The sequence below is a fragment of the Aquaspirillum serpens DSM 68 genome (assembly GCF_000420525.1).
GTDB lineage: Bacteria > Pseudomonadota > Gammaproteobacteria > Burkholderiales > Aquaspirillaceae > Aquaspirillum > Aquaspirillum serpens.
On the sequence record NZ_ATVC01000037.1, the window covers coordinates 1 to 21,017 of the forward strand.

Sequence of the window (21,017 nt, forward strand, 5' to 3'; positions counted from 1 at the left end):
CGTGGCGTTGGGCGCGTTTATCCCCTGCGCCGTAAAACCTCGCCATTCATGGCGGGGATATCAGGCGCAAACGGCAAAGCCGTTTTTGGGTTTGGTGTTGCGGTTGTAAAGTAAAAACAAATCAATGTTTACTTTGCTGTTTGTATAATGAGCGCATGAAACGACTCCAAGCCTTCAAATTCCAACTGACACCCAACGGCCAGCAAACACGGCAAATGTCGCGCTTTGCGGGTTCGTGTCGGTTCATCTTTAATAAGGCGTTGGCGTTGCAAAAGGAATGGTATCAGACTGACCCCACGATTCGATTTTCTTACGTCAAATTAGCCAATCTGCTGCCCAGTTGGAAGCAAGAATTTGCTTGGCTGAGAAAATCACCCAGCCAAGCTTTGCAACACGCCTTAAAGGATTTAGAGCGAGCATATCAAAACTTCTTTGCCAAACGTGCGGCATTTCCAAAGTTCAAGAAAAAAGGCGTGAGTGATAGTTTTCGCTATCCACAAGGGGTGAAGCTCGATCAAGCCAATAATCGGATTTTTCTGCCCAAACTCGGTTGGATGCGTTACCGCAACAGCCGTGAGGTATTAGGCAACATTAAAAACGTCACAGTGTCTTTAACCGCCGGTCGTTGGTTTGTCAGCATTCAAACTGAACGTGAAGTTGAAGTCCCTACGCCAACCGGCGGCATGGTTGGTATCGATATGGGCATTGCGCGTTTTGCTACTTTGAGTGATGGCTCCTTTGTCGAACCGGTCAACAGCTTCAAACGTCATCAAGACGCATTGAAAAAAGCGCAACAATCGTTGAGCCGCAAAGTCAAATTCAGCCGCAACTGGCTCAAAGCAAAAAAGAAAGTCCAAAAGCTACATCACCGCATTGCCAATATCCGACGTAATTTCCTGCATCAAACTTCAAGCCGTATCAGCAAAAACCACGCGATTGTGTGCCTCGAAGATTTGCAGGTAAAAAATATGTCCAAGTCAGCGGAAGGGAAAAATGTTCGGGCCAAGTCCGGCCTGAACCGTTCCATCCTCGATCAAGGCTGGGGTGAGTTCCGGCGGCAGTTGGATTACAAACTAGCGTGGAACGGCGGTCATCTCATTGCTGTTCCAGCACAAAATACCAGCCGCACTTGCCCAAGCTGCGGTCATGTCTCGGCTGAAAACCGCCAAACTCAGGCTAAATTTGCTTGTGTGCAATGTGGCTATGAAAATCACGCCGATGTCGTCGGTGCGATTAATGTTCTGAAATGCGGCCAAGCTATCTTAGCTGCCGCATAAGTCACAAAAAGGGCAGGACTTGCCCAGTTCGCCTGTGAAGTGAGTGGTGCAGCAAGACCGCCAGCAGCAGGAACCCACCGAAGCGACTTCAGGCTGACTCAGCCCAAAGCGCCGTAGGAATCCCCGCTCTTTAGGGCGGGGAGGATGTCAATGTTGGCGTTTTTATCCACTATGCTTGCGTTGTTAAATGCCTTTTATGCCAGCTATCACCTGCAAAAACAAACCCTGATTACCAACACCCTCGAAACAAATCGGGTTTATGCCAATAAGCTGTCCAACACGGTCAGCGTGTTTATTCAAAACACCCACCAACAACTGACATTCAGCGCCGGTTTATTGGTCAATCATCTTGCCAACCCAGCATTCCTTGCCCAAGAAGCCAGCCGCCTGCGCAAACAAATTTCATCATTCGATTCTGTGTTGGTGGTTGATCACACCGGTAAAATATTAGCCACCTCGCCGCAGTTTACCCGTTTTTTATATACCACCTTGCAATCCAGCGGCGCTCAGGAGGCGTTGCAAAAACGCCGTCCTTTAGTCAGTCAACCCTATCGGGCTGATACTGGCCGCTTGGTGATAATGATCTCGGTGCCGATGATCAATAAAGCAGGGCAATATCTGGGTTATGTCGGCGGGACGATTTATCTCGAAGAACAAAACACCCTTAATCGTATTTTGGGTGAGCATTTCTACCGTGATGGTTCTTATCTCTATGTTGTCGATCACCAAGGCAATATTATTTATCACCAACACCGTAAACGGGTTGGTGACAATGTGGCGCATAATCCGCTAGTGGCAAAACTGATGCAAGGGCAACAAGGGGCAGAGCTGGTTATCAATACCCTAGGCCAAAGTATGTTGGCGGGTTTTGCGATTGTGCCCGAAACCGGCTGGGGCATTGTTTCACAGCGGCCTATGAGCGAAGCGTTGGCACCATTAGACGATCTGATGCTGAGTTTAATGATCCATACCTTGCCACTGCTGCTGTTGTCGTTGTTATCGCTGTGGTGGTTGTCGCGTGCGATTGCGCGGCCACTCTCTAAGCTGGCGCACATTGCAAAAGAACTCGATCGTCACGAACACCGCCATGATTTTCAGCGTATTGGTTCGTGGTATTTTGAGGCGCGACAACTCAAACAATCTTTGGAAGAAGGATTCACGGCGGTACACCGCACCCTGCGCCATTTGAAACGCGATGCGATTACCGATCCTCTCACCGGTTTGGTGAATCGCCGTGGTTTGGATGTGATTTTGGAAGACTATCTTCAACACGAAACCGATTTTTGTGTGTTAGCAGTTGATATCGACCACTTTAAGCGGGTGAATGATGAATTTGGTCATCAAGTGGGTGACGAGGTCTTGTCGCTATTAGCACAAGTGATGCGTAGCGTTGTGCGGGAACAGGACATTGTGTGTCGCAACGGTGGCGAAGAATTTGTGATATTACTGCCCGAATGCCCGATTCATACTGCTTATGAAGTGGCCGAACGCTTGCGCGAGAAAATGGCCCGTATGCCCAATCCCTGTCAGCGGCCAGTGACATTGTCGTTGGGGGTGGCGCATTATCCACGAGATGGCAGCACCATCACCCAAGTATTTGAACAGGCCGATGTTGCCTTGTATCAGGCAAAACGTAATGGCCGCAATCAGACCGTGATTGCAAGCCACCTAACAGAAAAACAACCAGCATAAACGAGGGGCATTTCTCGGTGCCCTCGCTTAGTCGCCGTTTTCTGTGTCGGCAAACGGGTCTTTTTTCTTTTTACGGCGCGGTTCAATCAATCCGGCGGCCTTCATCTGTTGCCGGCGGCGAACAATAAACAGTAAAAGTAAACTGGGCAGGACACCGAGTAGGACTAAAACCAAACCGCTGCGGATGATCGAGTTTTGGGCCACTGCCAGCATCAACACGACATACAGCCAACCAATCCAGATGATAAACATGGCGCTTTCCTGTGCAAGCAGAGAGGGGTTTCTTAACAGCGTGTAGAAACCCCGACTCTATTAGGCGCGTAAGGTTTCCACGCCACCTAAATAAGGCCGCAGCACTGCTGGCACGGTGACCGAACCATCTGCATTTTGATAGTTTTCTAATACCGCCACCAACGTCCGGCCCACTGCCAAGCCAGAGCCGTTTAAGGTATGGACTAGGCGGTTTTTGCCTTGTTCATCTTTGAAACGAGTCAGCATCCGACGGGCTTGGAAATCTTCACAGTTGGAGCAGCTGGAAATTTCACGGTAGGTGTTTTGTGCCGGCAACCAGACTTCAAGATCGTAGGTTTTTGCCGCGCTGAAGCCCATATCGCCGGTACACAGGGTGATGACCCGATAGGGCAATGCCAACGCCTGTAAAATCGCTTCAGCGTGGCCAACCATCTCTTCTAAGGCAGCATAAGAGTGGTCTGGATGGGCGATTTGTACCATTTCAACTTTGTCGAATTGGTGTTGACGGATCATGCCACGGGTATCGCGGCCATAACTCCCTGCCTCGGAACGGAAGCAAGGCGAATGAGCCGTCATCTTGATCGGCAATTGTTCTGCCTTGACGATGCTATCGCGCACGGTGTTGGTGAGGGTAATTTCCGAAGTGGAAATCAGATATTGCTCATGACCACTCTCATCACCGCCCTTGCTGACCTTAAACATATCATCAGCAAATTTAGGCAGTTGTCCTGTGCCATACAGCACATCGCTGTTCACAATATAAGGTGTGTAGTGTTCGGTATAACCATGCTGGCGCGTGTGGGTGTCCAACATAAACTGCGCTAAAGCACGGTGTAAGCTGGCGATTTGGCCACGCAAAACGGTAAACCGTGCGCCAGACAGTTTTGCCCCAGTGTCGAAATCCAAGCCTAATGCAGCACCGACATCAACATGGTCTTTGACTTCAAAGTCAAATTCACGCGGTGTGCCGACTGTCCGCACCACCACATTATCGGTTTCATCTTTGCCCACCGGCACCGACTCATGCGGCAGATTAGGCAATGTTAACAACCATTGTTCTTGCTGTTGTTGCACTTGCTCGAAAGCGGCTTCGGCGGCTTTGAGTTCATCGCCCAAACTGGCGACTTCGGCCATGATCGGCGCGACATCTTGCCCGTTCTTTTTTGCGATACCAATTTGTTTGGAAACGCTATTGCGCTTGGCTTGTAGCTCTTGCATCCGCACTTGCAGCGTTTTGCGTTCGGCTTCGAGTTGGGTGAATTGTTCGGTTTCGAGATGATAGCCACGGCCAGCTAAACGCTGTGCCACCGCTGTGATGTCTTGACGTAACAGTTGAATATCAAGCATGGGTAACCCTGCAAAAAAAGAGAAGAACAAAAGTAGGCGAGCATTATACCCGCCTCACCCAGCGATGGGCCGTTTATGCGTTGGTGGCTGGGGTCATATCCCACTGCGGCCAATAGCCCATCTCTTTGGCTTCAGCCTGATAAGGCGCGGCAATCGCAATGCTGGGGATGGCGACGATGTCTGAGCCCTGACTTAACACCGGCCACACTTCACGCCATGCCAAGGGTACACCGGCTTCCTGAAACAGCTTTTTCAAAGGCCGGCGGCCAATGCCAGCGATGGTGATGGATTCCCCGGCTTGGCGTGGTCGCAGGGTTAGACCATTGGCGACTACGGCAGTGGCAATCCCTCGGCCAAGTTGACGCTGCCAAGACAGCCGACCATAGCCCAATTCGATGCTATCGGGGGTGGTGAGGGTGTGTGCTGGGAGGGCGGTGGTTGGGGGTTGCCATAGGTGTAACTGTTGTCGATAGCGAAATAACTGCCAACTGCCGAATAACAACGCCGGTTGTGCCGAGGGGGTGGCATGTTGGCAATCATGGCAAAACTGGGCAATGGCATCCGTTGATGGCAGCGTTGTGCTGCACTGCCGTAAAAAGGCAATTAACACCGCCTGTTGTCGTAATGGCGAGAGCTGTTGCCAGTGGTGTAACGGCAAAGTGGTGGCGGTGGCACCGCACTGTTGTAAATCAGCTTGGCTGTATTCGTCTAACAGTTGATGTTCTCGTGCCGCTTGTTGTGCTGTTTGCTGTAATTGGGTCAGGGCATTCGGCCAAAACTGTTCAATCGCTGGCAATAACTGGTGCCGCACTACATTGCGTCGCCAATGTAGCTGTTGGTTGCTGGGATCTTCTTGCCACGTTAATTGATGCTGTTGGGCGTAGTCTGCCAACTGCGATCGGTTGCAATGCAACAATGGCCGCCATAAATATGGCGCTTCGTCGAAGGTGGTGGGCTGTTGTCCGTGATAGGGTTGACCGCTAGGTTTATGTAAAGGCCGCCACGCTGGCATCGCCGCCAGTGCCGCGCTACCGCCACCGCGTAGGGCATGAAGTAACACAGTTTCTGCTTGGTCGTTGGCGTGGTGGGCGAGGGCGACTATCTGCGCTTGGCTGGTGGCAAAAGCGGCATAACGGGCGTGGCGGGCGGCGGCTTCCAACCCCTTGCCTTGTGCTGAAACACGAACATGCTCAACCCGCAATGGCACCTGCCACGTGGCGCACAGTTGTTGACAAAAATCGACCCACTGATCGGCCACTGCTTGCAAACCATGATGAACATGCAGGGCACTCAGTGTGAGCGGGGCACCCTGTTGTCGCAGGATAACAAGGCGATGCAACAGCACAACGGAATCGAGGCCACCACTGAGGGCAGCCTCGATTGAACAAGCGCCTAGGCTGAGGGGCCAATCAAACAGTATCGGCTTCTTTGAAGCGACCATACGCCATAAGACGTTCAAAACGGGCATCGAGCATCTGGTCGATGCTTTGTCCTTGCAACTGGCGCAGGCTTTCGGCGATGGTGCGTTTCATCTGTTGCATCATTTGATGGGTATCACGATGCGCACCGCCGATAGGTTCAGTAATCACCTTATCGATCAGGCCCAAGGTTTTCAGACGGCTGGCGGTAATGCCGAGGGTTTCGGCGGCTTCGGAAGCTTTTTCCGCACTTTTCCACAAAATCGAGGCGCAGCCTTCGGGAGAAATCACCGAATAAATCGAGTATTGCAGCATATTGATTTGATCGCCGACCGCAATCGCCAAGGCACCGCCCGAGCCCCCTTCGCCAATCACAGTACACAAAATGGGTACGCGTAAGCGGGTCATTTCGTACAAATTGCGGCCAATGGCTTCAGACTGACCGCGTTCTTCAGCACCAATGCCAGGATAAGCACCTGGGGTATCGATAAAAGTGATAATCGGCAGGCCAAATTTTTCGGCTAAACGCATCAGGCGCAAGGCTTTACGATAGCCTTCTGGTCGTGGCATACCAAAGTTACGCAGAATTTTCTCTTTGGTATCGCGGCCTTTTTGATGACCGATTACCACCACCGATTGGCCATTAAAACGTGCCAAACCACCGACAATCGCGGGATCGTCGGCAAAGGCGCGGTCGCCGTGTAATTCTTGAAAATCGCTAAAGATGCTATTGATATAGTCTAGGCTATAGGGCCGCTGTGGGTGGCGTGCCACTTGTGAAATTTGCCAGGGTGACAGCTTGGCGTAGACCGTTTTGGTCAGCTCTTGGCTTTTCTTCTGTAACCGAGCAATTTCTTCAGAAATATCGAGCACTGAGTCATCTTGCACAAAGCGCAGTTCTTCGATCTTGTTTTCCAGCTCTGCAATGGGCTGCTCAAAATCGAGAAATGTGGTTTTCATCCTTTTCCCCGAAAAACGTCTCTCGGTCACGAGAGGATGGCTCGACTGTCAATTTGCTGCTCCGCAAAGACCAGTCGCCATTGGTGAAGTGATAGAGGCAATGAAATTTGCCGAAGTGCCTACCTAATGCGTGGGTGATTCAATAGAACGACACACATTTGGTAAACCCAGAATCGGCGAATCATACCGCAGCAGCCCCGATAACACCATTGCTCTGCAACAATGTTCTGTCGCTTAGCGCAATAGCATAGGACAATCCAAAGGAAGATGGACGGCTAATGCCGAACGCCTGACCTCAAAGCGGAAATGGCTGCCCTGTAGCGGTTCACCGTCTAAATTGATGGCCAAACCAGCGGGGACACTGACTTCTAACGTGGGGGTGCGGACCGAGACAAAGACTTCGCGTGCTACCGCCTCGACACCATCGACTAATGACGTCCACAGGGCACTGCCGGCATCGGCATTCGGCAGAATATGGACATCCAATAACCCATCATTAAGACAGGCATCAGGACACAAAGGATGACCGCCACCGGCCATCCGCCCATTACCGACCGCCAACACCAAAAAATCGCCGTCCCAATGAAATCCAGGGCCATTAAAATGCCCTGTTTCAGCGGCAATGCCGCTAAAACGAGATAAACCAGTGAGCAGATAAGCCAAGCCGCCAAGGGCACGTTTACTCTCGGCAGGGGTATCGACTGTGATCTGTGTGCCAAAACCGCCGGTGGCCATGTTAATAAAAAAACGGCCACCGACTTGGCCGACATCAATCCAAGTCGGCGGCAGGGTACAAACCAATTGCAGGGCGGGTAAGATATCTAATGGCAAACCGCAGGCGGTGGCAAAATCGTTGGCGGTGCCCATGGGTAAAATACCCAGCGATGGCAACCGTTCGACAGGGGCAACCAACATACCCGTGACCACTTCGTTAATCGTGCCATCACCACCGGCAGCAATCACCGTATCGACGCCTTCGCGCACCGCTTCACCGGCAAAGCGCACCGCATCGCCGCCTTCCCATGTCACGCGCATTTCCAATTCAACACCACTGTGGCGCAGGCTATGAACGGCTTCGCGTAGGGCAGGGTCGCTGGCTGCTTTGCCATTAGCGATAATTCTTAGCCGCCGCCGCATCACGCCTCCACTGCTAGGCTGTGCGTTAAATCTTGGATGAGATCGTTGACGTGTTCCAATCCCACTGAGATACGCAACAATCCTTCACCGATCCCTGCCTTTGCACGGGCTTCGGGGGTTAAACGGCCGTGGGTGGTGGTGGCTGGGTGGGTGATGGTTGACTTCACATCACCCAAATTACCCGTCCGTGAGATGAGACTAACATTATCCACCACTCGCCATGCCGCATCACGGCCCCCTTTAACTTCAAACGACACGATGGCACCGCCAGCGCTTTGTTGTCGCATGGCCAGTTCATGTTGTGGGTGGCTGGCAAGGCCGGGGTAGTAAACACGGCTAATCATCGGATGGGTTTCTAACCATTGGGCAAGGGCAAGGGCATTCGCTGCTTGTTTTTCCACCCGCACAAATAAGGTTTCTAACCCTGACAACAACACCCAAGCATTAAACGCCGACAGCGTCGGGCCGGCGGTTCGTACATACAAATAAATTTGTTCAATCAGGGCATCGGGCCCCACTACCGCGCCGCCTAAGACACGGCCATGACCATCAAGGAATTTGGTGGCGGAATGCACGACAAAATCAGCGCCATGCTCAATTGGGCGTTGTAGCGCGGGTGAGCAGAAACAATTATCGACTGCTAACCATGCGCCATGCTGATGGGCAATCGCTGCTAAACCGGCTAAATCGGCAATGTCGGTCAGTGGGTTGGATGGTGTTTCGACAAAAAACAGCTTGGTATTGTCTTTGACCGCCGCTTGCCAAGCGGACAAATCGGTTAACGGCACAAAACTGACTTCAATACCAAATTTTGGCAATAAATTGCTAAACATCTGCAGCGTAGCACCAAATAGGCTTTGCGAAGCCACGATATGGTCGCCTGCTTTTAATAAAGAAAAGATCAGGGCATGAATCGCCGCCATGCCGCTGGCAGTGGCAATTGCCCGTTCGCCGCCTTCTAACGCGGCGAGACGGTCTTGGAACATGCTGACAGTGGGGTTGGTAAAACGAGAATAGGTGTTGCCACTTAATTCACCACTGAATAGACGCATTGCCTCGTCAGCTGATTCGGTGAGAAAGCTAGATGTGAGATAGAGCGCGGGACTATGTTCATTAAATTCGCTGATTTGTCGGCCAGCGCGAATCGCCAGCGTGTGGGGGTGCAAAGTTGACACAAACTATCCTTACGATGCCAATACAAGAAAAAGATAGATGGTAAACAAAAACCGCAGCCTAAGAAGGGAATTTTTGCTCTAAGCACCATACCAGTGGTTCTATAGCGAATGACAGAAAAACAGTGATCTATGCTGTGAAAAAAGTAAATGACTAGCATAGTATTTGGGTCAATGGCATTATCCGCGATAGCTTTCTCTTCTTTTTCTGCTAAATGGCCGAGTCTATGTTACAGCTTCCTGTCTATTTATCTGGTTTTTCTGTTGCTGCTGGTCTCATTGTCGGCATTGGCCCTCAGAATGCCTTTGTGCTGAAACAAGGTATTGCCCGACAACAAACCTTAGCCATTGTGACGGTGTGTGTGTTGTGTGATATCGCGTTGATTTCGCTGGGGGTTGCCGGATTGGGGCAATGGATTGCCAACTGGCCAGCGTTTATCTCGATTGCTACTTGGGGTGGAGCAGCATTTTTGCTGGCGTATGGTTTGCGCGCTTTCAAAGCTGCATGGCGGCCACCACAATTTGACACCACACAAACCGCCACGGCCGCGACGTTAAGACAAGCTGTATTGGCGGCGTTGGCCTTTACCTTGCTCAATCCCTATGTCTATTTGGATACCGTCATTTTGATGGGCAGTGTGTCGGCGCGATTTGACGATGCGGCGCGGTGGTCGTATTGGCTGGGCTGTATTACTGCGTCAAGCCTGTGGTTTATTTTGTTAGGCGCGTTTGCCAGTCGCTTGGGGCCGTTATTTGCCAAACCGATGAGCTGGCGCGTATTAGACAGTTTAATTGGGGTGATTATGTGTGCCACTGCTGCTCACCTAGTGTTTAACTACGGCAACTAGCGCAGCAGTGGACAGGCCTAAGAATTAGGCTGGCATTTGATAGCCTTCGATGGTCGCTGCTTGTACCAAACCGCTGAGGTATTGGTGCATGGCTTGACGACCTGCGGCCTCATTGAGGTGTTGACGCAGTTCTTCTTTCACCGCTTCAAACGGGACTAAACCGCCGGTTTGACGATCGTTGACTTGCACAATATGCCAACCGAACTGGGTTTCTACCAAGTATGGCGCGATTTCGCCGGCGTCGGTGCTGAAAACCGCTTCTTCAAACGGTGGCACCATTTGACCACGGCCAAACTGACCCAAGTTACCGCCTTCTTTACCTGATGGGCAGGTCGAATGTTCACGCGCTAAATTGGCAAAACGGGCTGGGTTGGTTTGCGCTTCAGCCAAGACACCCTCGGCTTTGGCTTTCTGTAACGAGTCGGCCAGTTCGTCACCATTTTGGCGAGCGAACAAAATATGGCTGGCGACAGCGCTTTCACCTTGTTGGAAGTGGTGCGAGTTGCCTTCATAGAAAGCCAAACATGCGGCTTCATCCAATGGGGTAAATTGCAATTCTTGGTCGAGCAAGCTCGCAATGGCCAAGTTTTCTTCTTCTTGGGTCAAGCCTTTGGCACGCGCTTGTTGCAATAACAGTTGATGCAGAATCAGTTGTTGAATTGCCGCTTCGCGTGGGTTGGGGGCGTAGCCGTGGTTTTCTGTTTCCGCAGCGATCATCGCGTCGGTGATTTCAACACCGTTGACTGTAATGGCCATGAATGTGTCCTGTTTGAGTAAATCGAACCCGCTTGTTTCAAGCGGGGTGAGTCATTATGCCTTATACCCGAAAGTGCCGGATACCTTGTGTTAAGACATGTGCCAATTGCAATAGGGTTTGCACTTGGGCCGAGAGCTGTTCTGCTACTACGGCATTGTGCCCTGCCGCCGCTGCCACCGCTTCCATATTTTGCGCCAAGGCATGGCTGGCGGCTTGTTGTTCTTTGACCGAATCGGCAATGCTTGCCGCTTGTTGGCAGCTTACAACGGTAGTGTGTTCGGTATGCTCAATCCCTTGGTTGACCCCTGCTGCAACTTGGCGGCTATTGTCTAACGTGCTAAGACCTTGTTGAATTGAGTCTTCCAACGATTGTGATTGCTGACTCAACATGCGAGTGACGCGATCAATTTGATTGGCTGATTCTGCCGATTTTTCAGCGAGTTTACGCACTTCATCCGCCACCACTGCAAACCCACGGCCTTGTTCACCGGCCCGCGCTGCCTCAATTGCTGCATTTAATGCTAAGAGATTGGTTTGATCAGCAATATCGCGCACTTCGCTGGTCATGCTGGTGATTTGGTTGCTCATCTCAAGGAAACCATGCACCAAGCCGGCGATATGCTGCACGATATGTTCAATGCTGTTGACTTCTTGCGTCAGTAAACTCAATTGCTGTTTACCTTCGCGCGCCACTTCAACCGCTTGTTCGGCGCTGTAATACATTTGTTGGCTGGTGCCGGCGACAGTACCGACACTGACTGACAATTCCTCAATCGCCGAGGCCGATTCGGTGGATGCCCGTGATTGATCGCGGGCCGATTGCAATAATTGGTTAGCCATATCAGAGAGGCAACTGGCTAACTGCTCTAATTGGTCAACGCCACCTTGCACACTGCGAACACTGCTGCAAAGATGGTGTGTCATCTCTTGCATGGCGGAAACCACTTGACCCGTTTCATCGCGGCCTGCGGTCGGCAAAGCCACTGTTAAATCACCCTGCGCCACCGCTTTAACTGAATGCACCATATTTTTCATTGGCTGGGTGATGCTGCGTGTAATCAGGCTGCCAGCGACCACCGCCAAAATCAACAGCAACGAGCCGGTACCAATTCCCCAATACAGGGCGCTGTAATAGGTGGCTTCGGCAGCAGCCAATTCATTTTCAATGCGATTTTGCTCAACTTTAATGAGCGCTTCGAGACTTTCCCGCCAAGGGCGTACCGCAGGAATAAGCTCTTCATTCATCACGCGAATGGCCGCATCGACATCACCCGCCACGCCAAACCGCATCATTTTGTCGATCACAGGTTCAGAGATCACGCGCTGTGCCGCTGCTTTCTCTAATAATTGTTTTTCTTCAGGGCCAGGGGGGTAGCTTTGCCAATGTTCGGTGATGCTTTGCAAAATCTTGTCGTACTCGGCACGCGTATTGCGCATTTTTTCAACCGCTTTTTGTTTTGTCGCCACATCGGGGTACATCACCGTGTCACGATACAAAGTGCGCTGCATTTGCAAGTTATAGGTGAGTGCGGTTACCGCTTCGACCATACGGTTTTGGTCTTTTGCCACACTATTGAGGTGATTACGCAGGGCAAAAACGCCAGTCAGTTGAACCAACAACATGACCACCACGAAGAAAATCATGATGCCAAAGGCAAAACTCAGACGAAGTCCTATCCGGATATTTTGCATAGCTGACGAAACTCTATTCTATGAAAATTAAAATAATATCACAAAAAAAGCAGCAAAATTTTTATCTTAATCAATAAAAAGGCGAATGATGCTAAAAACAGCGCGACAAAACCTTTTATAGTCATTACGGTTAAACTGTCATGACGTAAGATTCATTTAAGACGTTAAGTTAAAAAAATGCTGATTCTCGAACAGAAATACGTACAATTTGGCATGGAATTGGCTCACCTCGGTTAGAGATGGGACGGTATCCGCTTGCTATCCCGATATTGAGAAAGCTAGGTATGACTGAGGTGACCTCTTCTGTGCGCGATATTGAGCGCATTCGGCGTCTGAACGCGATTGGTATTGCGCTGTCGGCAGAGCGTGATCAAGCCCGTTTATTAGAAATGATTTTAAACAGTGCCCGCGATTTAACAGGGGCAGACGCTGGGACGTTTTATCTGTACGAACCTGAGGCTAAAGCCTTGCACTTTGCTATCGTGCAAAACGATAGCTTGAATATCCATTTGGGCGGCACCGGTGAGCCGGTGGGAAATCGTTTTCCGGTGTTACCACTGTATCAAGCCGATGGCACGCCGAATGAAAAGATGGTGGTGGCGTATGCGGTGCTGCATGATAAAACAGTGAATGTGCGTGATGCCTATACCGAACAGGGTTTTGATTTTGCTGGCACTAAGGCCTTCGATCAGCGTACCGGCTACCGCTCATGCTCTTTCTTAGCTATTCCACTGCGTAATCACGAAGGCGAGACGATGGCCGTCTTGCAATTGATTAACAAATTGGATGAAACCGGCAAAGCGATTGCCTTTGATAGCACCGACCAAGAGATTGCTGAATCTTTGGCCTCGCAAGCAGCCATTGCCCTGACCAATCAACGCCTCATTGCTGAGTTACGCAATTTGTTTGATAGCTTTGTGCAGGTGATAGCCAGTGCGATTGACGCGAAATCGCCTCATACCGGCGCCCATTGCCGCCGCGTCCCCGAAGCAACGCTGATGCTTGCCGAAGCCGCCAGTCAGTCTGATTTACCTGGGTTGGCCGATTTTGCGCTACAAGAAGCCGATCGTTACGAGTTAACCACCGCCGCTTGGCTACATGATTGTGGCAAAGTCACCACGCCACATCATGTGATGGAGAAATCCACCAAGTTAGAAGCGTTTATCGACCGTATTGATATGGTGGCATTGCGCATTGAAATCTTATGCCGTGATCTAGAAATCGCACATCTGCAACGTTGTGTTCAGGCGGCACAACAGGGCTTGCCGTTACCTGATGAAACACCGTTACAGCATGAAATGGCGCAGTTGGCTGCTGATTTTGCCTTTTTGCAACGCAGCAACAAGGGCGGTGAGTTTATGCGTGATGAAGATTTAGCCCGTCTTCAACAGATTGCTGCACGTTGTTGGGTCAATATGGCCGGAGACTGTCTCACCGCGTTAACCGAAGATGAATTAATGAATCTCAGTATTCGCAAAGGGACATTGAATGCTGAGGAAAGAAAAATCATGGAAGGGCATATGGTAATGACGATCAGTATGCTCGAACAGCTCCCCTTTCCAAAACATCTGCGCCGTGTGCCTGAATATGCGTGTGGTCACCATGAACGAATGGATGGTCGAGGCTACCCCCGTGGTTTAACTCGAGAACAGATGTCGGTACCGGCGCGCATTATGGGGATTGCCGATGTCTTTGAAGCCCTGACCGCCCATGAACGGCCCTATAAAAAGCCGATGCCGCTGTCGATGGCGTTGACCATTATGGGACGCATGGTCGAAGACCAACATCTTGACCCAGAGTTATTCGCCGTATTTGTCGGTGAGAAAGTGTATTTGCAATATGCTGAAAAATACCTGCAACCGGAACAAATTGACGAAGTTGATTTGAATAATCTACCGGGCTTACAGGCGCTGTGGCAAAAAACAATCAGGAATGATGATGAAAATTGAAATACTTGGCGCCAGTGGAGGAATTGGAAAAGGACTATACACCACCTGCCTACGTATCAATGACCATACGCTCATCGATGCGGGAAGTGGTTTAGGGAATTTGCCCAATGAAGAATTGAGGAAAATTAAAAGAATATTTTTAACTCATGCACATTTAGATCATATTGCATTTTTGCCATTATTGATTGATGTCTGTTATGAATTTTTGCAAAAACCGATTGAAGTCTTTGCCTTACCTGAGGTTATTTCTGTTTTAAAGACGCATATCTTTAATTGGTCGGTGTGGCCCGACTTTACTGTGTTGCCCAACGCAGAACATCCGGTATTAACCCTGCATCCTGTCACCTATCCGCATCCTTTAGCGTCTGAAGAACTGACCTTAATCCCATTTTTGGTTGAACATGTGGTGCCATGTTGTGGGTGGATGGTTGAAGCCGATGGTGTGCGGTTTGCCTTTACTGGTGATACCACTGCTAATAGCAGTTTGCTGAATACCTTAAATCGTTTGGGACGTTTGGATGCTTTGATGATTGAATGTGCTTTCTCAGATCGTTTAGCTGATTTAGCGCATTTATCAAAACACATTACGCCAAAGTCATTATTTGATTTGTATGAAAAAATGCAACATCCTTGCCCATTGTGGATTTCTCATTTAAAGCCCTCACAAACTGAGGAAATCACACAACAATTACAGCATTATTTTGCTGAATCTTGTTATACCTTGTTGCATCACGGAATGGAATTAGTGCTCAATAAAGCCTCTGCCTGATTTTTTCTTTTCTGGAATGAATTGCCATGCGAAGCCGTTTGTCTTGCTTATGTGCTGCCCTGTTGTTATTCAGCTATGTCCCCATTGCAACAGCAGATAATTTAAACGATCGTTTAAATCCAGCAATGGAAGAGATTAAGAAAGGTGAGTATAAATCAGCCATTTCACGCTTAAAGAGCGCAGAAGCTCAGTTTGCTGGCGATCCCGATTTTGATTATTGGCTAGGCGTGGCATATCTGCGCGATGCTGATTACGCTAATGCAATTTTTGCGTTAGAACGGGTGATCGATAAAAACCCTAATCATGCTGGCGCCAGAATGGAGTTGATCCCCGCTTATCTGCAACAGAATATGGATTCGCTGGCCGAGCATGAAATTAAACAAGTCGAAAAGCTCAATCCGCCCCCTGCGGCTCGTGAAGCTTTGGCACAGTATCGCAACATTATTGACCAGCGCCGAGAAGGAAAAAAGTTTGAAACGCGGGTGGTGATGGTGGGGCTGGATGTCGGCTATGACAGCAACGTCAGTAGCTATCCCGCCACGACTTTACTGCTTCCAGTCTTTAATTTACCGATTCCGCTTGCCCCAAGTGGCAGCAACTTTGCTAATGCCCGTTTTGCCTATTGGCAAAAATTCCCACTGAGCAATGGCGATTGGATGTCGGCCAGCGTATCGGCGTTGGCGCGGCGTAACCAAGACCAATTTGCCAAGCAATACGATATGGATATCGTACAAGTGCGCGGGGAATACAACGCTGAATTTTCCGCTGAACGCAGTTTGCGCTTTGCCGTTGAAGCTAGCCAATTATGGTTGGATGGTGAAAGTTATCGCACCCATCAGGGGGTGGCGGTGCGCTGGCAGCAAGCATTAGATGTCGATGATAAGTGGCTGTGGTACGGCGAATTAGGCGTGCGTGATTTTGATTTTGAAGAAAGTATCAATAGCTATCGTGCGCCGTGGGGCATGTTGGGTATTCGTTATCGCCCCACCAGTGGCACGGTGTGGGAAGCCAGCTTAGAAACAGAAAAAGAATTAGCTGATGCAAAACGCATCAACGGTGATGCTTTCCGTGTTCGTGCCAATTTTAGCCTTGAACATCAATTGACCCAACAACACCGCCTCGGCTTAGATTTTCATGTCGCAGATGTTCGACACGACCGTGATTATCTTGCTGGTACGCTCTATAACAAAAGCCGAAGTGATATTTCTCGCCGAGATACTGTTTTTGAATATGGTGCTAACTGGACATGGTATGCCACACCGACTTGGCATTGGGCGTTGCGTGGCCAAAGTCGCCACCAAACCTCTAACCTCGATTTTTATACCTATCGTCAAAACCTGATGCAGTTGTCCAGCACCTTCTTCTTTTGATGTAAAGAGATTGCCTTATGAATACCGCCCTCGCCCTTTCCTTGGTTCCTCTGCGTGGCCGTTCGGGTCATAGCTTACGTTTATTATCTGGTTGTTTGTTATTAGCACTATCGAGCAGCATGGCGTTTGCTGCTAATGATCCTGCGGCAAATCTGTTGTTTGTGCATGGCGAAGTCAAAATTATTGACGTTAAAAATAAAGAACGCCCTGCGGCTCGTGGTGCGCAATTGTTTACCAAAGAGCTGGTGCGGACAGGATCGGCGGGCTCGGCACAGGTGAAATTTACCGACGGTACCTTGGTTGCTTTGCGCCCCGGCACGGAATACCGCATTGATGAATATAAAGAAAATCCCAACAATCCCAACACGGAAAAGCAAGCGTCTACCTTATTAAAAGGCAGTTTGCGTGCAATTACCGGCGCAGTAGGTAAGCGAGTGCCGGCTAATGTGACATTTAGCACACCAGTGGCGACGATGGGGATTCGTGGCACAGTGATTGGTTTGATTTATGTCCCGCCAGAAGGTTTGCCTGAATTACCGGATGTGGCACCGGGTACTTATGCCTTGGTGACGACAGGTCGTGCTGAATTAACCTCGGGGGGCGGCAGTTTGCCGATGGTAGCGGGGGATGTGGTGTATGTACCTGATGCCAAGAGTGTGCCACAACTGGCACCGCAGTTTATTCGTCTGTTTGAGAATTCAGATCAAACAGTGCCAGCGAACGTCAATCAACAAAGCAGCAGTCATAATCAAGGGGGCGTAAGTGGCGGTGGTGGTGGCTCCGGTGGTGGTAGCGGTGACAGTGGTTCACCCGCAACCAACCCTCCGTCAGATTTACCACCGGCACCCCAACCCGATCAGGGAAATACACCTAGAGCGGGTGACCAGTTTGGTCAGGACGGGGGGCCACAATCTATCTTGACCGGTGCGACACAGGAAGCATTAATCTCGGGTCAACTAGGGCGCTTGCAAAATACCACACCACCTACGCCTGTCCCAACACCAGTACCTGTGCCAACTCCGGTTCCACAACCGGTTCCGACCCCTGTACCCGTACCTACTCCCATTCCGACTCCAGAGCCAACGCCTGTTCCTGTTCCCACACCAGTACCCGTGCCAACTCCGGTTCCAGAACCAATACCAGAACCTATTCCTACCCCCATTCCGACCCCAGAGCTACCGCCAACAGAACCAGTTATTCCCTCCCCATCTACACCCCTCCCAGTCTTAAACAGTGATAGCGGGGTGATGTCAATTACTGGACCTGCAGTCCCTGCAGTCGAACCGATGGCGGGTCGAGTTCGTCCTCTGTCGAATGGTGAAAATGGCGAGGGAGGGCCAAATGAGCCACTGCCCACAGCTAATTCATCCAATATCAGTCAACCCGGCGTTGATATTGGGATGCCAACTTTTAAGCTTCAGGATAATAAGCCTGTTTTGACGAGTATTCCTGGTAAAACTGCTGCTGATGCTGCGGTATTTGAACCATTGGCAGGTAAACAAGCTTACGGGATAGGGTCAGATACAACAAATAAAATTTATTGGGGATATTACCGAGGGGGAGAATATATTACATCAGCTGCGGCAGGTAATGCTGGAAATTATCACTATATTATTGCCGAGAAAATTTTACCCGTATCAACATTTGAATCAACAAATACCGACTATGGTATAAGAGGTTTAGGTGTTAAAGCATTCTGGGTTGATTCTAAATCAATTGTTTTTACGAAAACCGATTCGAATTTTTCTGTTGATGGTGAATCAAAAATATATATTGATTTCTCTTCTCAAAGTTTTAATATAAAGCCAAAAATTGGAATCTACCGTGGCACGTCCTCACCTGTTTTACCTGTTTTTAATGGTTCTTTAACGGTTGAGGATTTGTACAGTTCTAATGGTATCACTGGAGAAAGTACTGAGTTTCCAGATTACCTTAAAGGTACTTTAAAGATAAAAGGTGGTATAGCTGGCGCTTCTACTCCAAACGCCATCCCGCTCTCTTTTGAATTTTACATACAAAACCCTTCTGTTTCTTCTGGGGAGAAATTATTTGAGTCCTATGGCACTTTTCTTTTTACTAAAAAAGAAGAGGATTCTTTTTATGTTTATGATCCAAATAAAACTATAAATACTGAATCATCCTTATATAATGTTGTATGGGGAAAGTCCTCAGAACTACAACAGAGCGGCCAAATTTCGTTTGGTGGAACTGATGATAAAAAATATCATGTATCATGGGGATATTATGGTCAGGGAGGGCTTTTTAAGGGTGATTATCTAACTGATGGTCCCTTGCCATACGAAAACCACTTTATTACATCAAACGTAGATCTTCTAAACACAGAAAATATACCTATATCTGGAGAGAAGGTTTTTTTCTTAAAAGCGAGTGGGAAGCTGTATGAAAATGGTGTTTGGAAATCAAGTGTTGGTCAGGATTCTTGGGTAAAAATTAAATTTGGAGATACTGGGTCATTTTCAGGTTTAATTTCTGTGAATAATGCACCAGGAGTTTCGGGTTATACAGGTACATTTACGTTTAATAACGAAATGCCCTCAGCTGGATCAACAAATTTAACAGCCTATATGGATTATTTTGGTTCTGATTTTGTTGGTTATAAATATCACTCTATCAATTTAGGATTGATTGGTAAGTCAGAGAGTCCAGATTCTGCTTCACCAGTTGATGTTGATGGTGTTGTTTCTATGTTGGAGTTGTATAAATCAGGGGGCGGAGAAGGTACAGAACCGACTGTTATATTAAATGGTTCTGCATTATTTTATGGTACACCTACACTACCATCGCCATATAAGAACTTTGTTTTAGAGTTGGATAAGCCAGATTATAAAATTAGATTTGACGATATTGAGGGAAGTAAGCGTTACTATGCAACAACAGAAGATACTGCCCCTCTACAAGCGATACCTGCCTCTTATCGCTCAACCACCGTTGTGAGTGGCAGTGGTACTGATACAATTACTCATAATATTTCTTGGGGTATTTGGGAGGGATCATCTTTTGGATATACAACTGATTCAACTAGATCTTCTGGTTGGACTGCTCTATCAGATAATCTTTATGTGATAAATACAACCCTACCTTTAACAACCAATTTACCGACAACTGGCGAGTTTACGTATAACTTAATTCCGTCTGGTTCATCCTTCAGTGAAGGGAGTTTATCTGCAGGTTCGATTACTGCTAATTTTGCCACTCAGAAAGTGAGTACGGATTTGAGTTTCTCAATGCCTAGTAGTATTGATTATAAGTTAACTAATACTAACCAAAGTCTTGCTAATTTGCAAAAAAATTCGGGTATTCCTTTAGATGTTAGCCTTGCACCTGCTGCCACAGGCACTAGCGAGTTTTTAACTCAAGGAAATATTAAAGGCCGCTTTTTAGGTGTTGATGCTCAAGTATTGGCAACAAAGATTGAGTTAATAAAAGAAATTGATGCAACAAAGGTACAAGGCATCGCTATTTTCAATAGATAAAATGAAAAATAAAAAGGAGCCAAGTCCGGCTCCTTTTTATTTAAATCCCCTTCAACAAAAACGCTTCTCGAATATCTGCCATATAACCTGTTAGCGCTGCTTGTCGTAGACCAAGCTCATCTAAAGCGTCCGCGCCAACGGTATCCCATGTTGGATTACTGCTGCGGTGAATATCAGCATGGCAATGAATTGCTAACTGCAAAATCGCGACAACGGTACGAACTTCGCCTAAATCTTCATGTGGCACTTCGTTATAACGCAAAATGGCCTGCGCCACGAAATTAGGCAACCGCCAATGGCGAGCGACTAAATAGCCAATCGTGCAATGATCGACATTAAACCGCTTATCTTCCTCTTTCACCGAAGGCTGATCAAAACCTTCTGCCAAGAGTGCATTGGCGTAGTCAGGGAAGCGTTGCATCAATACCGGCACACCACATTCCAAGAAAATCCCTGTCATGTATGCCTGATCGGGAAAAATATTACAGACCGTTACCCGATCTTCCGCAATAATCGCGGCTAATTGTGCAATTTCTCGCGAACGGGTCCAAAAGCGATGAAATGCTAGACGGCTGGCAGCAGGTACTTTATTCGAGATAGCGATAGCACGCACCAAGTTAATCGTTTGCTTGAGGCCTAGCCGCACCAAAACCTTTTCTAGGGTATCAGGTGCACTAGCACGACAAAAAAGCGGGCTGGCTGCCACTTTAAATAACATGCCTGAAATACCGGCATCCCGTGCAATCAAAGTGGCGAGCGAAGCCGCGTCATAATTGCCATCCTGCATCCGTTCATTCAGCTCGAGCAAAATGTCTGGCTGGGGTGGTAAACGTATCCCTTTTTGCAATAAATCTTGCAGGGCAGCTTGTTCGTCAATCAACGT

General features: G+C 48.8%; 16 protein-coding genes. 7 read left to right on the forward strand and 9 right to left on the reverse strand.

What is annotated here, in order from left to right; all coding sequences use genetic code 11:
- Nucleotides 1-155: 155 nt before the first annotated feature.
- Together G465_RS0108285 and G465_RS0108290 are read left to right on the forward strand one after the other, a co-directional pair.
- The gene (locus tag G465_RS0108285; RefSeq protein WP_022654010.1) at nucleotides 156-1,277 is read left to right on the forward strand and encodes an RNA-guided endonuclease InsQ/TnpB family protein; all 1,122 of its coding nucleotides are present in this window, start codon (nucleotides 156-158) and stop codon (nucleotides 1,275-1,277) included.
- 150 nt (nucleotides 1,278-1,427) lie between these two features.
- Nucleotides 1,428-2,969 (forward strand): sensor domain-containing diguanylate cyclase, encoded by a 1,542-nt coding sequence (locus G465_RS0108290; RefSeq protein ID WP_022654011.1) that lies wholly within the window; start codon nucleotides 1,428-1,430, stop codon nucleotides 2,967-2,969.
- Nucleotides 2,970-2,996: 27 nt separating this feature from the next.
- Here G465_RS0108290 and G465_RS0108295 read toward each other — a convergent pair whose 3' ends face one another.
- The 6 genes from G465_RS0108295 to G465_RS0108320 form a co-directional block, all read right to left on the reverse strand.
- Nucleotides 2,997-3,221: a hypothetical protein gene (locus G465_RS0108295; RefSeq protein WP_022654012.1), complete on the reverse strand. Its 225-nt coding sequence runs from the start codon at nucleotides 3,219-3,221 to the stop codon at nucleotides 2,997-2,999.
- A 60-nt stretch (nucleotides 3,222-3,281) separates the two neighbouring features.
- On the reverse strand, nucleotides 3,282-4,568 hold the full coding sequence (gene serS / locus G465_RS0108300; protein WP_022654013.1) for a serine--tRNA ligase: 1,287 nt from the start codon (nucleotides 4,566-4,568) through the stop codon (nucleotides 3,282-3,284).
- Between the two features lie 73 nt (nucleotides 4,569-4,641).
- On the reverse strand, nucleotides 4,642-6,009 hold the full coding sequence (tilS, locus tag G465_RS0108305; RefSeq protein WP_022654014.1) for a tRNA lysidine(34) synthetase TilS: 1,368 nt from the start codon (nucleotides 6,007-6,009) through the stop codon (nucleotides 4,642-4,644).
- A complete protein-coding gene (locus G465_RS0108310) occupies nucleotides 5,978-6,946 on the reverse strand; it encodes an acetyl-CoA carboxylase carboxyltransferase subunit alpha (RefSeq protein WP_022654015.1) in 969 nt (322 codons plus the stop codon). Before G465_RS0108310 ends, tilS begins: the two co-directional genes overlap by 32 nt.
- A 234-nt stretch (nucleotides 6,947-7,180) precedes the next feature.
- Nucleotides 7,181-8,083: a lipid kinase YegS gene (gene yegS / locus G465_RS0108315; protein ID WP_022654016.1), complete on the reverse strand. Its 903-nt coding sequence runs from the start codon at nucleotides 8,081-8,083 to the stop codon at nucleotides 7,181-7,183.
- Entirely contained in the window at nucleotides 8,083-9,258 is a 1,176-nt protein-coding gene (locus G465_RS0108320) for an O-succinylhomoserine sulfhydrylase (RefSeq protein ID WP_022654017.1), read from the reverse strand. The genes yegS and G465_RS0108320 overlap by 1 nt, the downstream gene beginning before the upstream one ends.
- A gap of 224 nt (nucleotides 9,259-9,482) precedes the next feature.
- Here G465_RS0108320 and G465_RS0108325 point away from each other — a divergent pair, with 224 nt between their 5' ends.
- On the forward strand, nucleotides 9,483-10,103 hold the full coding sequence (locus G465_RS0108325; RefSeq protein ID WP_027405308.1) for a LysE/ArgO family amino acid transporter: 621 nt from the start codon (nucleotides 9,483-9,485) through the stop codon (nucleotides 10,101-10,103).
- A gap of 24 nt (nucleotides 10,104-10,127) precedes the next feature.
- Here G465_RS0108325 and G465_RS0108330 read toward each other — a convergent pair whose 3' ends face one another.
- Together G465_RS0108330 and G465_RS0108335 are read right to left on the reverse strand one after the other, a co-directional pair.
- On the reverse strand, nucleotides 10,128-10,859 hold the full coding sequence (locus G465_RS0108330) for a peptidylprolyl isomerase (RefSeq protein ID WP_022654019.1): 732 nt from the start codon (nucleotides 10,857-10,859) through the stop codon (nucleotides 10,128-10,130).
- A gap of 61 nt (nucleotides 10,860-10,920) precedes the next feature.
- On the reverse strand, nucleotides 10,921-12,552 hold the full coding sequence (locus tag G465_RS0108335; protein ID WP_027405309.1) for a methyl-accepting chemotaxis protein: 1,632 nt from the start codon (nucleotides 12,550-12,552) through the stop codon (nucleotides 10,921-10,923).
- A 284-nt stretch (nucleotides 12,553-12,836) separates the two neighbouring features.
- On the opposite strand from G465_RS0108335, the gene G465_RS0108340 reads away from it, so the two are divergent.
- The 4 genes from G465_RS0108340 to G465_RS0108355 are packed head-to-tail and all read left to right on the forward strand — an operon-like array spanning nucleotide 12,837 to nucleotide 20,134.
- On the forward strand, nucleotides 12,837-14,501 hold the full coding sequence (locus G465_RS0108340; RefSeq protein ID WP_022654020.1) for a GAF and HD-GYP domain-containing protein: 1,665 nt from the start codon (nucleotides 12,837-12,839) through the stop codon (nucleotides 14,499-14,501).
- A complete protein-coding gene (locus G465_RS14065) occupies nucleotides 14,485-15,270 on the forward strand; it encodes a 3',5'-cyclic-nucleotide phosphodiesterase (RefSeq protein WP_081642735.1) in 786 nt (261 codons plus the stop codon). The genes G465_RS0108340 and G465_RS14065 overlap by 17 nt, the downstream gene beginning before the upstream one ends.
- A gap of 26 nt (nucleotides 15,271-15,296) precedes the next feature.
- Nucleotides 15,297-16,640, forward strand: coding sequence for a tetratricopeptide repeat protein (locus G465_RS0108350; protein WP_022654022.1), 1,344 nt, complete (start codon nucleotides 15,297-15,299; stop codon nucleotides 16,638-16,640).
- A 17-nt stretch (nucleotides 16,641-16,657) separates the two neighbouring features.
- Nucleotides 16,658-20,134: a FecR family protein gene (locus tag G465_RS0108355; protein ID WP_081642736.1), complete on the forward strand. Its 3,477-nt coding sequence runs from the start codon at nucleotides 16,658-16,660 to the stop codon at nucleotides 20,132-20,134.
- Nucleotides 20,135-20,174: 40 nt separating this feature from the next.
- On the opposite strand, the gene G465_RS0108360 is transcribed toward G465_RS0108355, so the two are convergent.
- Nucleotides 20,175-21,014 (reverse strand): HDOD domain-containing protein, encoded by an 840-nt coding sequence (locus G465_RS0108360; RefSeq protein ID WP_022654024.1) that lies wholly within the window; start codon nucleotides 21,012-21,014, stop codon nucleotides 20,175-20,177.
- Between the last annotated feature and the right edge of the window lie 3 nt (nucleotides 21,015-21,017).